Origin of the sequence: Pseudomonas anguilliseptica, from assembly GCF_021375795.1 — a bacterium.
Classification (GTDB): domain Bacteria; phylum Pseudomonadota; class Gammaproteobacteria; order Pseudomonadales; family Pseudomonadaceae; genus Aquipseudomonas; species Aquipseudomonas anguilliseptica_A.
Map to the genome: position 1 here is coordinate 1,204,143 of NZ_JAEIOI010000001.1, position 14,723 is coordinate 1,218,865.

12 protein-coding genes are annotated in these 14,723 nt (G+C 60.8%); 4 read left to right on the top strand and 8 right to left on the bottom strand.

From position 1 onward, the window contains the following. Positions 1-37: 37 nt before the first annotated feature. Positions 38-2,632, bottom strand: coding sequence for a glycosyltransferase (locus IOD17_RS05570; protein WP_233684081.1), 2,595 nt, complete (start codon positions 2,630-2,632; stop codon positions 38-40). A gap of 251 nt (positions 2,633-2,883) precedes the next feature. On the opposite strand from IOD17_RS05570, the gene tcdA reads away from it, so the two are divergent. Both tcdA and IOD17_RS05580 read left to right on the top strand, forming a co-directional pair. Beyond that, entirely contained in the window at positions 2,884-3,705 is an 822-nt protein-coding gene (tcdA, locus tag IOD17_RS05575) for a tRNA cyclic N6-threonylcarbamoyladenosine(37) synthase TcdA (protein ID WP_233684082.1), read from the top strand. 74 nt (positions 3,706-3,779) lie between these two features. Beyond that, positions 3,780-4,586, top strand: coding sequence for a substrate-binding periplasmic protein (locus tag IOD17_RS05580; RefSeq protein ID WP_233684083.1), 807 nt, complete (start codon positions 3,780-3,782; stop codon positions 4,584-4,586). Here the strand turns inward: IOD17_RS05580 and IOD17_RS05585 are convergent. From IOD17_RS05585 to map, 7 genes are all read right to left on the bottom strand, one after another. Further along, complete coding sequence (locus IOD17_RS05585; RefSeq protein ID WP_233684084.1) at positions 4,565-4,996, bottom strand: SufE family protein; 432 nt, start codon at positions 4,994-4,996, stop codon at positions 4,565-4,567. The two genes, IOD17_RS05580 and IOD17_RS05585, sit on opposite strands and share 22 nt — an antisense overlap. Then, complete coding sequence (locus IOD17_RS05590; RefSeq protein ID WP_233684085.1) at positions 4,993-6,198, bottom strand: aminotransferase class V-fold PLP-dependent enzyme; 1,206 nt, start codon at positions 6,196-6,198, stop codon at positions 4,993-4,995. The genes IOD17_RS05585 and IOD17_RS05590 overlap by 4 nt, the downstream gene beginning before the upstream one ends. Positions 6,199-6,274: 76 nt before the next feature. Further along, positions 6,275-7,309: a 2,3,4,5-tetrahydropyridine-2,6-dicarboxylate N-succinyltransferase gene (gene dapD / locus IOD17_RS05595; protein WP_233684086.1), complete on the bottom strand. Its 1,035-nt coding sequence runs from the start codon at positions 7,307-7,309 to the stop codon at positions 6,275-6,277. A 36-nt stretch (positions 7,310-7,345) separates the two neighbouring features. Then, a complete protein-coding gene (locus IOD17_RS05600) occupies positions 7,346-7,693 on the bottom strand; it encodes an ArsC family reductase (protein WP_233684087.1) in 348 nt (115 codons plus the stop codon). Next, entirely contained in the window at positions 7,693-8,889 is a 1,197-nt protein-coding gene (gene dapC / locus IOD17_RS05605; protein ID WP_233684088.1) for a succinyldiaminopimelate transaminase, read from the bottom strand. Before dapC ends, IOD17_RS05600 begins: the two co-directional genes overlap by 1 nt. Positions 8,890-8,961: 72 nt before the next feature. Beyond that, positions 8,962-11,664, bottom strand: coding sequence for a [protein-PII] uridylyltransferase (locus tag IOD17_RS05610; protein WP_233684089.1), 2,703 nt, complete (start codon positions 11,662-11,664; stop codon positions 8,962-8,964). 50 nt (positions 11,665-11,714) lie between these two features. After that, positions 11,715-12,497 carry a type I methionyl aminopeptidase gene (map, locus tag IOD17_RS05615; protein WP_090248397.1) on the bottom strand — a complete coding sequence of 261 codons (783 nt, stop codon included), beginning with the start codon at positions 12,495-12,497 and terminating at the stop codon, positions 11,715-11,717. 286 nt (positions 12,498-12,783) lie between these two features. Here map and rpsB point away from each other — a divergent pair, with 286 nt between their 5' ends. Both rpsB and tsf read left to right on the top strand, forming a co-directional pair. Further along, the gene (gene rpsB / locus IOD17_RS05620; RefSeq protein ID WP_233684090.1) at positions 12,784-13,527 is read left to right on the top strand and encodes a 30S ribosomal protein S2; all 744 of its coding nucleotides are present in this window, start codon (positions 12,784-12,786) and stop codon (positions 13,525-13,527) included. A gap of 183 nt (positions 13,528-13,710) precedes the next feature. After that, on the top strand, positions 13,711-14,577 hold the full coding sequence (gene tsf, locus IOD17_RS05625; protein WP_233684091.1) for a translation elongation factor Ts: 867 nt from the start codon (positions 13,711-13,713) through the stop codon (positions 14,575-14,577). Positions 14,578-14,723 lie beyond the last annotated feature (146 nt).

Genomic DNA, 14,723 nt, shown 5'->3' on the forward strand with positions numbered 1-14,723 from the left:
CCATTGGCCGCCGTCTGGCATTCCGAAACGCCCGAGATCAGCTGGCCGCAGCAGTTTCCTGCGGGTTGGCCTGCGCGGCTGGCAGGGACGACAGCAGGGCCATGATCAGCGCAGCAAGGTACGGCAGCGACTGCACCAGCAGCATGGCCACCCAGAACTTCACGTCGGCGCTGGGTAGGCCCTGGACGATGCCAATGCCGATGGCGGCGCCCCACAGCAGCAGCATGATGAACACTTCTTCGCGGGCCTCGGCCAGGGCCACCAGGATGCCGTGGTTGCTGGCCATCTTCGGCGTGCGGAAGAACGGGATGGTCTTGGTGAAGGTGCCGTAGAGCACCGCCTTGGCAATCGTGTGCGACAGCGCCAGGCCCGCCAGTGCTGCCTGGAACGAACGCACCAGATCAACGCCCATGGCCTTGCGGTACAGAAACAGAATCTTGCCCAGCTTGAAGAAGAACAACGCCAGCGGCGGGATGGCGAAGATCATCAGCGGCGGGTCGACCCGCTGCGGCACGATGATCATCGCTGCCGACCAGAGCAGTGCACCGACGGTGAAGAAGATGTTCAGGCCGTCGGCAATCCACGGTAGCCAGCCGGCAACGAAGTGATAGCGCTGCCCCGTCTTGAGCTCCGAGCCCTTGCCGAGGAACAGGCTGCGGGCGTGGCCCTTCATGATCTGGATGGCGCCATAGGCCCAGCGGAAGCGCTGCTTCTTGTAGTCGATAAAGGTGTCCGGCATCAGCCCACGGCCAAAGCTCTGGTGGGCATAGGCGGCGGAGTAGCCTTTTTCGAACACACGCAGGCCCAGTTCGGCATCTTCGCAGATGGTCCAGTCAGCCCACTTCAGCTCGTCCATCACGGTGCGGCGGATCATGGTCATGGTGCCGTGCTGGATGATCGCGTCGCGGTCGTTGCGGGTGACCATGCCGATATGGAAGAAACCTTTGTATTCGGCGTAGCAGAGCTTCTTGAAGATGTTTTCGTTGCCGTCGCGGTAATCCTGCGGCGACTGCACCACAGCGATTTTCGGGTCGCTGAAGTGCGGCACCATGTACTTGAGCCAGTTCTTGTCGACGCAGTAATCGGCGTCGATCACCGCCACCACTTCGGCATCCTTTGCTGTGTGCGGCAGGATGTAATTCAGCGCGCCACCCTTGAAGCCGGCAATCGGTGAAACGTGAAAGAAACGGAAACGCGGGCCGAGGACCTTGCAGTAAGCCTCTACCGGTTCCCACACGGCCGGGTCCTTGGTGTTGTTGTCGATGATCAGAACTTCGTAATCCGGGTAATCCAGCGCCGCGAGGGCATCGAGAGTCTGTTTGACCATCTCCGGTGGCTCGTTGTAGCAGGGCACGTGGATCGATACCTTGGGCCGGTATGCGGTGTCGCTTTCCACCGGCTGGAACGGCCGACGGCGGGCGCGGGTCCAGGCGGTTTCGGCCAGCTCGTGGGCTTCGGTGAGCAGCACGATAAACACCCCGAAGGCTCCGACGCCTAGCAGCAGGCCGACCAGGGTGCTGAACCAAGTGCTGTATTGCTGGCTGTAGTCGTAGCCGATCCACACCAGCGCGGACCCTCCGGCGAAGGCGACAAAGGTCAGGAAGGTACGGCCGCGCTGACGCAGGGCGCTGCCATCGATCAGCATCAATGCCAGGCTGAGCAGGGCCAGTACCACCGAAGCAATGGCCAGCAGGCGCCATTGCGGGATGGCCACCACGGGCCCTTCAAAGGCGAATTTGGGCTGTCGATCAAGGTTGTAGACGCCCCAGTAAGCCCCCACCGAGCCTTCATCACTGGCCTTCCACGGTTGGTCGAAGGCTTCGATGACGAAGTAGTTGTAGCCCTTGGCGTTCAGTGTGTTGACCAGGGTGCGCAGGTAGATCGCCTGATCCGCCTGGGAGGCATCGGCGCCGCCGCGCATGCGGCCGTTGCTCGGCCAGCCGACTTCAGAGAGCAGCAGCGGTTTTTTCGGGAAGAGTTTTTTCAGGTCCTTGGCGCGTTCAAGAACGAAATCGGTGGAGTCCTCCATCGGCACGAATTCCCAGTAGGGCAGTACGTGCGCGGCAACCAGGTCGGTGTGCTGGGCCAGCTCGGGGTATTCCTGCCAGATGTGCCACTGCTCGGAGGTGGTCACTGGCACCTTGACCGCCGCGCGCACGCGGTCGATGTAAGCAATCAGGTCTTGCGGGGTGACTTCCTTGCGGAACAGGGCTTCGTTACCCACCACCACACGCACGACGCTGCGCGAATCGTTGGCGATTTCGATGGCCTTGGCGATTTCCCGCTCGTTACGCTCCAGATCCGGGCTGATCCAGATACCCAGGGTCACGCGCAGGCCGAATTCTTCGGCCAGGTAGGGAATCTTGCCCAGCGCACCGTCTACCGAGTAGGTGCGGATATTGTCGGTCTGTGTGCTCAGCAGCTCCAGGTCGGCACGCATCTGCTCGTCGCTGGGGTAGGTGTCCTGCTGCGGGTTTTGCCCGGCGCGGAAGGGGGAGAAGGAGAATCCGGAGATCTGCTCCGGCCAGTCAGGGGCAGTGACCGGGCGGTTGTACAGCGCCCAGAAACCGGTGAACAAGGCGGCAATCGCCAGGAACACGACCAGATTCAATCCAAACTTACGCGAAGGCATAGTGAGCAGGTCCAGCGAAGGGGCAATAAAAAGCGACAGGCGTCGGGTGGCGCATGCTACGCCGCCGCTACAGGGCTGTATAGCCCGGCCTGCGGGCATATTGATGGGATGCCGACGGTCGATAGAGGTTCAGTATCTGGCAATTTGCCACTGCTGTTCATCGGCTGCCGGGTGTAACCGCGATAGAGTGCTTGGGTGCCGCTTGCCAGCTCCCTATAATGCGCGCCGCCTGTGGCTGCTAAGAGATAGGAATGCCTGTGGATGAACAACGCTTTGCCGGAATAGCCCGCCTGTATGGCCGCGAAGGTGCCGAACGGTTGGCGGCTGCGCATGTGGCAGTGGTCGGTATTGGCGGTGTGGGTTCCTGGGCAGCCGAGGCCCTGGCGCGTTCTGGGGTCGGTGAAATCTCGCTGTTTGACCTGGATGACGTCTGCGTGAGCAACAGCAATCGTCAGGCGCATGCGTTGGACAGCACCGTTGGCCAGCCCAAGGTCGAGGTGATGGCGGCGCGTATCCGGGCGATCAACCCGGCCTGTGTGGTGCATGCGGTGGCGGATTTTGTCACCCGCGAGACCATGGCCGAGTACATTACCGAGCAGTTGGATGCAGTGATCGACTGCATCGACAGCGTTAATGCCAAGGCGGCGCTGATCTCCTGGTGCAAACGGCGCAAGATTCAGGTCATCACCACCGGTGGTGCGGGCGGGCAGATCGACCCGACGCAGATCCAGGTTGGCGATCTGAACAAGACCTGGAATGACCCGCTGGCCTCCAAGGTGCGCTCCACCTTGCGCCGCGATTATGGGTTTTCCCGTACGCCGGGGCGCAATTACAGCGTGCCGTGCGTGTTTTCCAGCGAGCAGCTGCGCTATCCCAAACCCGATGGCACGGTCTGCCAATACAAGGCGTTTGTCGGTGACGGTGTGCGCCTGGACTGCGCCGGTGGTTTTGGTGCGGTGATGATGGTTACCGCGACCTTCGGCATGGTGGCGGCGGCACGTACCGTCGACAAGCTGGTGGCCGGTACGCGGCGCCCGGCAGAGCGGCGCTCAGCGTCTGCTGATGTTGGCTAGGCTTCTTTAAATAATGACCGATTGCGGTCGATGTTCAGCAGGGATGTGCTGGTAGTTCTCGTTTGAGGTGTGTGGTGTTATCCCTGCTGCGTCATGTGTTGAGTAGTTGTCCGCGCTATGTGCTGCTGTTTGCAGCACTTTCTGCCTGCCTGGGCGCCAGTGCCCATCCGGTTGTGCGCATCGGTACCGGTGACTGGGTGCCTTATGTCGATCAGCAGCGTGCCGATGGTGGTGCGTTGGCGCGCCTGACGCGCGAGATCTTCATGGCCGCCGGTTATCAGGTCGAGTTCATGTTCTATCCCTGGGACCGCAACCTGCTGATGCTGGAGCAGGGCAGCCTGGATGCGGTCATGCCGTACTCCTGTTCAGAACAGCGCCGCCGTATCAGTGTGTGCAGTGATCCTGTGGTGCAGGGTGAGATCGTGTTGTTTCAGCGCACCGATCAGCAGCTGAACTGGACGAACATCGATGATCTCAAGCGTTTTCGTATTGCCACCACGCTCGGTTATTCCTATGGCCCGCAGTTCGATGCGGCGCTGCAGGCAGGACAATTGCAGGTGGAGCAGAGTGGCAAGGAAGACACCGGTTTACGGTTGTTGAACCTGGCCCGGGTCGATTTTCATCCGCAGGACCGGGCCGTGGGCTATGCCATGCTGCAGCGTTTGTTTTCGCCGCAGGAGCGTGCGCTGATCACTCATCATCCGCGCGTGCTGAATAGCGAACCGCTGCACCTGCTGTTTCGCAAGAACGATAGCCAGGCGAATCGGTTGCGTGAGGTATTCAATGCCGGTTTGCGCCGCCGGGCGAAAAACGGTGAGCTGGAGCGCCTGCAACAGGCGCTGTACTCTGGACAAGCCGATCAGTGGCGAGCGGCACCCTGAACGGCACCTGCCAGTAATTCCTGCATGCGCGTGAGCACGGCCTGTAGGCCATTGCTACGCGAGGGAGAGAGGTGGCGGGCCAGGCCCAGTTGAGTAAACCAGTCCGGTAGATCCAGCTGCGCCAGTTCGGCCAGGGTCAGGCCGTTGACCCTGGCCAGTAGCAGCGCAAGTAAACCATGTAGCAGGCGCGCATCACTGCCGGCGCGAAACTGCCAGTGTTCGCCGTGTGCCTCGGCCAGCAGCCACACCTGGCTTTCGCAGCCATTTACCCGGTTGTGTTCACAGCGCTCGTCATCACTGAGCGGGGCAAGCTGGTTGCCCCATTGCATCAGCAGGCGTGTACGTTGCTCCCAGCCAGGGCAATCAGCGAAGGCGCGTAGCGCCTCCTGAGCGCTAATGGGCAGGCTCATTGCAGCAGCTCCAGGGCCTGATCGAGGGCGCTAAAGAAGCGTTGCAGATCGCTGCCGTCGTTGTACAAACCCAAAGACACACGAACGGCACCGTTCAGGCCGAGCCCTTGCAGCAATGGCATCGCGCAGTGGTGGCCGGCACGCACGGCAATGCCCTGTTCGCTCAGCAGATGGGCGAGGTCGGCATGGTGCACGCCGTCGACTACAAAACTGGCCAGGGCGACGGCGGGCGTACCGAGCAGGCGTACGCCCTGGCGCTGCTGCAACCTGGCGATCAGCTCGGCATGCAAGCCCGCTTCGTGGGCGCTGACGGCACTGGCATCGAGGCTGTTCAGATAATCCAGGCTCGCGCCTAGGGCGATCACCGAGGCAATTGGCGGTGTGCCAGCCTCGAAGCCCAGTGGTGCGGGGCGAAAGCTGGCGTTGTGGTAGTCGGTGTGCAGCAGCATTTCGCCGCCAAACTGCCAATGCACCAGTTGCTGCAAGGCGTGTGTGCGGCCATAGAGCAGGCCGAGGCCATCCGGGCCATAGAGTTTATGGCTGGAGCAGATATAGAAATCGCAGCCCAAGGCCTGCATATCCTGGCGGCCATGTACCACGCCCTGCGTGCCGTCGACCACCGTCAGTGCGCCCTGCGCATGTGCCAGGGCCAGTAACGGCTGCAGTTGCTGCCAGCAACCGAGCACATTAGACAGCTGACTGACCGCCAACAGGCGTGTGCGTGGGCCAATCAACTGCGCGGCTTGCGCGAGGTCGATCAGCCCGTCGCTGTCCAGTGGCAGCACCACCAGCTTGAGCTGACGGCGTAGCGCCAGTTGCTGCCAGGGCAACAGATTGGCGTGGTGTTCCAGGGCGCTGATAACGATCTCATCGCCTGGTTGAAAACTTTGCTCCAGAGCATAGGCCAGCAGGTTGAAGGCCTCGGTGGCGCTGCGGGTGAAGATGATCTGTTCCGCGTTGGCGGCGTTGAGCCAGCGCGCAGCGTTCTCACGCGTTGCTTCGAAGGCACGGGTGGCGCGCTCGCCTGGTAGATGCTGGGCCCGGTGCACGTTGGCTGCACCACCGGCGTAATAGCCGAGCAGCGCATCGAGCATGGCCTGGGGTTTCTGCGCGGTGGCGGCGCTGTCCAGATAGGTCTGGCCTTCGGCCGCAAGGGCCAGAATGCCAGGGAAGTCAGCGCGCCAGGGGGAGATCAGTGACATGGTTTTTCAGCGTCTATCTGGCGGCTAAAAGTTGGGTTTAGCGCGTTGCGAGCGCAGCCGCGCTAAACCCAATTTTTTAGTTGTGGGCGTGCAGGGCTTCGTTCAACTCAATCGCCGACTTGTGGGTTTTGCACTCCACGGCGCCAGTTTGCGAGTTGCGGCGGAACAGCAGATCCGGCTGGCCAGCCAGATCGCGGGCCTTGAGCACCTTGACCAGTTGGTTGTCGGCATCAAGCAGCGCCACCTTGGTGCCGGCAGTGATGTACAGGCCGGACTCCACAGTGTTGCGATCACCCAGCGGAATGCCGATACCGGCGTTGGCGCCGATCAGGCAGCCTTCGCCCACAGAAATCACGATATTGCCGCCACCGGACAGGGTGCCCATGGTCGAGCAGCCGCCGCCCAGATCCGAGCCCTTGCCGACGAACACGCCCGCCGATACGCGGCCTTCGATCATGCCGGGGCCAGCGGTGCCGGCGTTGAAGTTGACGAAGCCTTCGTGCATCACGGTGGTGCCTTCGCCCACGTAGGCGCCCAGGCGGATGCGCGCGCTGTCAGCGATACGCACGCCGCTCGGCACCACGTAGTCGGTCATTTTCGGGAACTTGTCCACCGAGAACACTTCCAGCAGTTCGCCTTTCAGGCGCGCTTCCAGCTGACGCTCAGCCAGTTCGCCAAGGTCGACTGCACCCTGGCTGGTCCAGGCCACGTTCGGCAGCAGTGGGAAGATCCCGGTGAGGTTCAGACCGTGCGGCTTGACCAGGCGGTGCGACAGCAGGTGCAGCTTGAGGTAGGCCTCGGGTGTGCTGGTCAGCGCGGCGTCTTCGGCGAGCAGGGTGACCACCAGCGGCTTCTGGCTTTCGGCCAAGCGGGTGAGCAGGGCGGACTGCAGGCTGTCGACATTTTTCAGTGCTTCGGCCAGGTCGCCGGCCTGGTTGTTGCTGATGGGAATTGCCTGGTTGCCGCCCTGGTAGCCGAGTTTTTCCACGACCTTGGCCACCAGTTCGCTGGCCGGGTTGAGCAGCGGTTGTGCGTAAAAGACTTCCAGCCAGGTGCCCTGACGGTTCTGAGTGCCAACGCCGAAGGCCAGGCTGAAGAGGGTAGTGCTCATTGTGCTTTCCTTAACGCGAATTCAATGGGGGACGGATCAGGCCAGTTCAGCGGCATAACGCTCGGGCTTGAAGCCAACCAGGGTCTTGTTGCCGAGATCCAGCACCGGGCGTTTGATCATCGACGGTTGGGCGAGCATCAGTTCGATCGCCTTGTGCTGGTCGAGGTCACTCTTCTGCGCCTCGTCCAACTTGCGGAAGGTGGTGCCGGCACGGTTCAGGATGGTTTCCCAGCCATGCTCGTTGCACCACTTTTCCAGATTGCCACGGTCGATGCCGCAGGCTTTGTAATCATGAAAGGCGTAGCTTACCCCGTGCTCGTCGAGCCAGGTGCGGGCTTTTTTCATGGTGTCGCAAGCTTTAATGCCAAACAGGGTCTTGCTCATCAGAGGCTCTTCACAAAGTCACGGATACGTTCGGCCGCCGCCACACACTCGGCCAGCGGCGCAACCAGGGCCATACGCACACGGCCGGCGCCGGGGTTGCTACCGTCCACAGCACGCGACAGGTAGGAGCCGGGCACTACGGTGACATGCTCGCGGGCAAACAGCTCGCGGGTAAATGTTTCATCGTCTATCGGGGTTTTCGCCCACAGATAGAAGCCGCCATCCGGGCGCTGTACATCCAGCACACCGTCGAGAATCGCCAGCACGGCATCGAACTTCTCGCGGTACAGGTCGCGGTTGGCTTTGACATGAGCCTCGTCGTTCCAGGCGGCCACGCTGGCCAGCTGGGTTTGTACCGGCATGGCGCAGCCGTGGTAGGTACGGTACAGCAGGAAAGATTTCAGAATGTCGGCGTCGCCCGCTACAAAGCCCGAACGCAGCCCCGGCAGGTTGGAACGCTTGGACAGGCTGTGGAACACCACGCAACGCTTGAAGTCGTGCCGGCCCAGTTCGGCGCAGGCGGTGAGCAGGCCAGCCGGTGGATTGGCTTCATCGAAGTACAGCTCGCTGTAGCACTCATCCGCAGCAATCACGAAATCGAATTTGTCGGCCAGGGCGATCAGCTTTTTCAGGGTTTCCACCGGAATCAGCGCGCCGGTCGGATTGCCGGGCGAGCAGAGGAAGAGGATCTGGCAACGCTGCCACACCTCGTCGCTGACGGCGTCGAAGTCCGGGTTGAAGCCGTGCTCTTCCAGGCAGGGCAGGTAGTGCGGCTGTGCGCCTGCGAGAAAGGCCGCACCTTCATAGATTTGGTAGAAGGGGTTGGGGCTGACTACCAGGCCATCGACATCGCGCTTGACCACCGCCTGAGTAAAGGCAAACAGCGCCTCGCGGGTGCCGTTGACCGGCAGCACATGGCGCGCCGGATCAAGCACGCCGGCCGGCAGGCCAAAGCGGCGACCACACCAGTTGGCGATGGCTTCGCGCAGCGCCGGGATGCCCAGGGTGGTTGGGTAGACCGCCAGCTGGTCGAGGTTGGCGCTCAGTGCGTCGGCAACAAAATCCGGCGGACGGTGTTTCGGCTCGCCAATCGACAGTGCGATCGGGCTTTTATCGGCAGCTGTCTGCACGCTACCGAGCAGGGCGCGAAGCTTTTCGAACGGGTAGGGCTGCAGCTGGTTTAACGCGTCATTCATTGTGTCTTCCTGAGGTCTCCAGGCGCCCGGCAGCGTGGTAGCCGGGCAGCTCAAGGCGTAAGGGCAAAAGGGTTAAATGTTGATGCGAGTCGGTTCGGCCTGCAGGCTGGTGGTGTCAGACAGTTGTGCCACCATGGTTTCCTGCAGGCGCAGGCACAGTTCCGGATCGGCCAGTGGCTGGTTGTGCGCATCGGTGACGAAGAACACGTCTTCCACGCGCTCGCCCAGGGTGGCGATCTTGGCGTTCTGCAGCGACAGGTCGAAGTCGAGAAAAATCCGCCCGATACGGGCCAGCAGGCCAGGACGATCCGGTGCGGTGACTTCAAGGATGGTCACCGGGCGGTGCGCATCGTTGTGGATGGTCACCTGCGGGGCGAAGGCAAAGTGTTTGAGCTGACGCGGCACGCGGCGCTGGATGATGCTCGGGTACTCGTCGGGATTCTTCAGCGCATCGACCAGGCCCTGACGGATTTCTTTGATGCGCCCCGGGTTGTCACCGATCGAGCCGCCTTCTGCTTCCAGCACGATATAGGTGTCGAGGGTGAACTGGCTGGTGGAGGTGAGAATCCGCGCGTCATGGATGTTCAGGTTGAGCTGGGCCATGGCCGCCACCGTCACAGCGAAGAAGTCGTGCTGATCCGGGGCATAGATGAAGATCTGCGTACCGCCTTCGAACTCGCGCTGAGTGGTTTCCTTGATCAGCACCAGCGGATCGCCGTCAGCCGGATGTTGCAGGATGGCCTCGCTGTGCCAGGCGACATCGGCCGCGGTGTGGCGCAGGAAATAGTCATCGCCCAGTTGCGACCAGAGCTGCTCGGCATCGTCGGCGTCAGTGCCGCCACGCACCAGAATGTCCAGGGCGGCGCTCTGTGTCAGGCGAATCTGCTCTTCGCGGTCCAGTGGGTTTTCCAGGCCACGGCGCAGAGCGCGCTTGGTCTCGGTATACAACTGGCGCAGCAGGCTGGCACGCCAGGAGTTCCACAGGCTGGGGTTGGTGGCGTTGATGTCGGCCACGGTCAGCACGTAGAGGTAATCCAGGCGGGTCTGGTCGCCGACCAGGCGGGCAAAATCGAAGATCACCTGCGGGTCGGATAGGTCCTTGCGCTGCGCGGTGGTGGACATCACCAGATGGTGCTGCACCAGCCAGACAATCAACTTGGAGTCCCAGTTGGGCAGCTGGTGGCGTACGCAAAAGGCCTCCGCATCCACCGCGCCGAGTTCCGAATGGTCACCGCCACGGCCTTTGCCGATGTCGTGGTACAGCCCCGCCATATAGATCAGCTCGGGCTTGGGCAGCTTGTCGATCAGCTTGCTGGCCAGGGGGAACTTTTCCGCCAGCTCGGTCCACTTGAACTTGCGCAGGTGCTTGATCAGATTGAGGGTGTGCGCATCGACCGTATAGATGTGGAACAGGTCGTGCTGCATCTGCCCGACGATATGGCCGAACTCCGGCAGGTACAGGCCAAGGATGCCGTAACGGTTCATTCGCCGCAGGTTGCGGTGGATGCCCTGAGGGCTTTTGAACAGTTCGACGAACAGACTGGTATTGCGAATGTCCCGGCGAAAATCATCGTCAATCAGGTGGCGGTGTTCGCGCAGCAGGCGGATGCTGTTGGCGCACACGCCTTTGATCTCGGGGTGCTGCGCCATCAGCACGAAGATTTCCATGATGGCGAATGGCGTGCGCTTGAATACATTCGGGTGTGCCACCTCGATGTAACCGTCGCGCAGCAGGAAGCGGCTGTTGAGCGGCGTGGCTGGGCCGATTTCGCCGGCGCGCAGGATCTGCTCCTCGAAGTGCTGAACGATCAGGTCGCTGAGTTCGGCAATCGCCATTACCACGCGGTAGTACTTCTGCATAAAGCGTTCAATGGCGCGTTTGCTGTCGCTGTCTTCGAAGCCAAGCAGGGCGGCAACCTTGCTCTGGTGATCGAACAGCAGACGGTCTTCGGCGCGGCCGGCGAGCATGTGCAGGGCGTAGCGCACTTTCCAGAGAAACTCCTGGCTGGAGGCGAGCAGGGCGTATTCGCTTTCCAGTAGAAACCCTTGGCCTACCATGGCGTGCAGGTTCAGCGTGCCGAAATGCCGGCGCGCGACCCAGAGAATGGTCTGGATATCGCGCAAACCACCGGGGGAGCCTTTGACGTTGGGCTCCAGGTTGTATTCGGTGTCGTTGTATTTGCCGTGACGGGCGCGCTTTTCGCTGTGCTTGGCCAGAAAGAAGTCCTTGCTCGGCCACATCTGCTCGGTGCTGGTGACTGCCTGCATGCGCAGGCGCAGGCGTTCGGGGCCTGCAATGGTGCGGCTTTCCATCAGGTTGGTGATTACCGTCAGGTCGGCGCGGGCTTCGCTGGCGCACTCGTCAACGCTGCGTACGCTTTGCCCGACTTCCAGGCCGATGTCCCACAGCAGGGTCAGGAACTGCTCGATCGGCTCGCGGAAGGTTTCGTGATCGGCGTTGTCCAGCAGAATCAGCAGGTCGATGTCCGAGAAGGGGTGCAGTTCGCCGCGGCCATAGCCACCGACTGCGAGCAGGGCGATGTCGGCGTCTTCACTCCAGGGCAGGCGGTCCCAGGCTTCGCGCAGGATCTGGTCGACAAACCAGGCGCGGTCTTCCACCAGGCGACGTACATCGCGACCGGCCCGGAAGCGTTCGTCGAGCACTTCGCGGGCATGGCGGATGGCCTTTTTGAAGGCGGCGATGGGGCTGGCCTTGAGCGCCAGCTCCGCCTGGAACTGGCCGCGGTCGAACAGCTCGGGATCTACCTGCGGCATGACAGCTTTCCTTCTATTAAGAACCAGCGCGATGAGCGTGCCGTTGGCGATCAGGCCGAGGTACGCGCAATGGTGTCATCACTGCGCAGGGTGAAGATTTCATAGCCGTCGGCGGTCACCAGAATGGTGTGCTCCCATTGGGCAGAGAGCTTGCGGTCCTTGGTGATGGCCGTCCAGCCGTCGCCCAGGGTGCGGGTTTCCGGGCGGCCCTGGTTGATCATCGGCTCGATGGTAAAGGTCATGCCTTCCTTTAGCTCCATGCCGGTGCCGGCGCGGCCGTAATGCAGCACTTGCGGCTCTTCATGGAACACCGCGCCGATGCCGTGACCGCAGTACTCACGCACCACGGAGAAACCGTTCTTCTCGGCGTGCTTCTGAATCACTTCGCCGATATCGCCCAGGCGCGTGCCCGGCTTGACCAGCTCGATGCCTTTATACATGCATTCCTGGGTGATCTTGGCCAGGCGCTCGGCCCACTCGGGCACCTTGCCGACCATAAACATCTTGCTGGTGTCGCCGTGATAGCCATCCTTGATCACGGTGATGTCGATGTTGATCACGTCACCTTCTTTCAGCGGCTTGTCGTTCGGAATGCCGTGACAGACCACGTGGTTGACCGAGGTGCAGATCGACTTGGGGAAGCCTTTGTAGTTGAGCGGCGCGGGAATGGCCTGCTGCACGTTGACGATATAGTCGTGGCAGATGCGATCAAGCTCTTCGGTGGTGACGCCGGGCTTGACGTGTTCGCCGATCATTTCCAGAACTTCGGCAGCCAGGCGACCGGCTACGCGCATTTTCTCGATTTCGTCGGGCGTTTTAATGGTGACGGTCATAGTGCGGCTCTCGGGCGCGAACAGAAAGGGCGTTATCTTAACAGCTACCGGCGGCCTGCCATAAGCAGCACGTGACGCCGTTGTGCAGGTTTGCCGGGCTTTGCGTTGAGTGCGTGTAGCCTGTGCCTATCTTTTATGGTATAAAACGCGCCGCTTTACGGGCAGTACGCCCGAAAGCTTAAACCCACACACGTATCGACACGGTTTCCTGGGTGCCTTCCGACTGGTTCGGCGGGTTGGAGATCGGGATACGTGGAGGCCTAACCCGACTTATCAAGGAACTATCATGTCCCAAGTCAACATGCGCGATATGCTGAAGGCCGGTGTGCACTTCGGCCACCAGACCCGTTACTGGAACCCGAAAATGGGCAAGTACATTTTTGGCGCGCGTAACAAGATCCACATCATCAACCTCGAAAAAACCCTGCCAATGTTCAACGAAGCCCTGTCCTTCGTTGAGAAGCTGGCTGCTGGCAAGAACAAGATCCTGTTCGTTGGCACCAAGCGCTCCGCTGGCAAGATCGTGGCTGAAGAAGCAGCACGTTGCGGTTCGCCGTACGTCGATCATCGCTGGTTGGGCGGCATGCTGACCAACTACAAAACCATTCGCGCCTCGATCAAGCGTCTGCGTGATCTGGAAGCTCAGTCTCAGGACGGTACTTTCACCAAGCTGACCAAGAAAGAAGCCCTGATGCGCTCGCGCGATCTGGAAAAACTGGATCGCAGCCTGGGCGGCATCAAGGACATGGGCGGCCTGCCGGACGCACTGTTCGTGATCGACGTTGACCACGAGCGCATCGCGATCACCGAAGCCAACAAACTGGGCATTCCGGTCATCGGCGTTGTTGATACCAACAGCAGCCCAGAAGGCGTTGACTACATCATCCCAGGCAACGATGACGCCATTCGCGCCATCCAGCTGTACATGGGTGCCATGGCTGACGCCGTTGTGCGTGGCCGCAGCAACGCTGCTGGCGGCACCGACGAGTTCGTCGAGCAAGCGCCGGCTGTAGAAGCTGCTGAAGGCTAAGTAAAACGCGTAGAGCGTTTGCTTAGTTCGCAAAAAGGGGGCTTGGCCCCCTTTTTGCCACCTTGAAAACCATCGCCGACATACCGTTGCAAATGTTTCAGGTCATCGTCGGCAGTGCGTTACGAATTGAGCGCCCGTTTTTGGCGGGTGGAATGGTTAACAACCTATCCAGAGGATTTTGAAATGGCAGAAATTACTGCAGCGTTGGTTAAAGAACTGCGTGAGCGTACTGGCGAAGGCATGATGGATTGCAAGAAAGCCTTGACCAAGGCTGGCGGCGACATCGAAAAAGCCATCGACGACATGCGTGCTTCCGGCGCGATCAAGGCTGCCAAAAAAGCCGGCAACGTAGCTGCCGAAGGCGCGATCAGCATCAAGGAAGACGGCAAGGCTGCCGTTATCATCGAAGTCAACTCGCAAACCGACTTCCTGGCGCTGCAGGACGACTTCAAGAACTTCGTGGCTGCCAGCGTTGATAAAGCTTTCGCTGACAAACTGACCGAAGTTGAGCCGCTGATCGCCGCTCAGGAAGAAGCCCGTCTGGCCCTGGTTGCCAAGTGCGGCGAGAACGTCAACATTCGTCGTCTGGCGCGCATCGAAGGCGACGTTCTGGGTTCTTACCTGCACGGCAACAAGATCGGTGTTGTGGTTGTGCTCAAAGGCGGCAACGTCGAGCTGGCTAAAGACATCGCCATGCACGTAGCGGCCAGCAACCCAGAGTTCCTGCTGCCTTCGCAGGTTTCCGCTGAAGCCATCGAGCGCGAGAAAGCCGTGTTCCTGAGCCTCAACGAAGAGAAAATCAAAGGTAAGCCGGAAAACATTGTTGAGAACATGGTCAAGGGCCGTATCAACAAGTTCCTGGCTGAAGCCAGTCTGGTCGAGCAAGCGTTCGTTAAGAACCCTGAGCTGACTGTTGGCGCTCTGGCCAAGCAAGGTGGCGCTGAAATCGTTTCCTTCACCTACTTCAAAGTGGGCGAAGGCATCGAGAAGCCGGTCGACAACTTCGCTGAAGAAGTTGCCGCACAAGTGGCTGCTGCCAGCAAGCAGTAAGACGGTTCTTTACTGTCGACAGGAGAGGCTGCCCGCTAACGCGCGCAGCCTCTTTGTCAAATAAGGACGGGGAGTTGTTGTTCGCTTCTATCATTGAAGCGCACCAATTGTCCGGAGCGCGGTCCAAGCGCTCGATAATTCGGGCT